Raw genomic sequence first — 628 nt, forward strand, 5'->3', positions numbered from 1 at the left:
GTCTTACTGATAACGTTTATTACTGTGATAACGGAGAAATAGTTAAGCTACCTACAAGGAATGGTAAAAAAAGTACAAGGCATAAATGGCTTGCAATGAGTCCTGATTTAAGAGTCAGATGGTGTTCACCATATGTGAAAATTGATGCCTTTCGTAGGGTATTAAATAATTATCCAAGATATAAAGATAAAAAGATTCTTGTAATTACTGGTGAACGAAGAGAAGAGTCTCCTAACAGAGCAATGTATTTCGAAACTGAAATACATGCCTGTAATAGCAATATGAGACTTGTACACGCTTGGCGGCCAGTGATTGATTGGTCAGAACAGATGATTTGGGACGAATATGAGAAAAGAAGATTTCTTCCACATCCAGCGTACTTGCTTGGCTGGAACCGTACTAGTTGTTTTGGCTGTATTTTCTCAACATCAGACCTATGGCAATGATGCGAGAAATAGCACCTGAACGTTTCAATAAGCTAGTGCAGAAAGAAAAAGAGTTAAACCATACCATTGATACAAATCGCTTATCTCTGGAGCAAAAAGCTAATTTTGGTTCAATTGACCGATTACCGAAAGACAAACGATTGAGTAAATGGGTAATTCTTGCATTAAGTAGAAATTTTAAT

General features: G+C 36.5%; 1 protein-coding gene and 1 pseudogene. Both read left to right on the top strand.

Annotated features, from left to right (window positions below):
- Positions 1 to 446: phosphoadenosine phosphosulfate reductase domain-containing protein (locus tag V7149_RS23430; RefSeq protein ID WP_335347986.1), on the top strand; the 446-nt coding region annotated here is incomplete at its 5' end.
- Positions 443 to 628, top strand: a pseudogene (locus V7149_RS23435) (phosphoadenosine phosphosulfate reductase family protein); the annotation flags it as partial. The gene V7149_RS23430 and the pseudogene V7149_RS23435, both read left to right, overlap by 4 nt.

The organism is Bacillus sp. JJ1503 (genome assembly GCF_036965125.1).
Lineage (GTDB): Bacteria > Bacillota > Bacilli > Bacillales > Cytobacillaceae > Cytobacillus.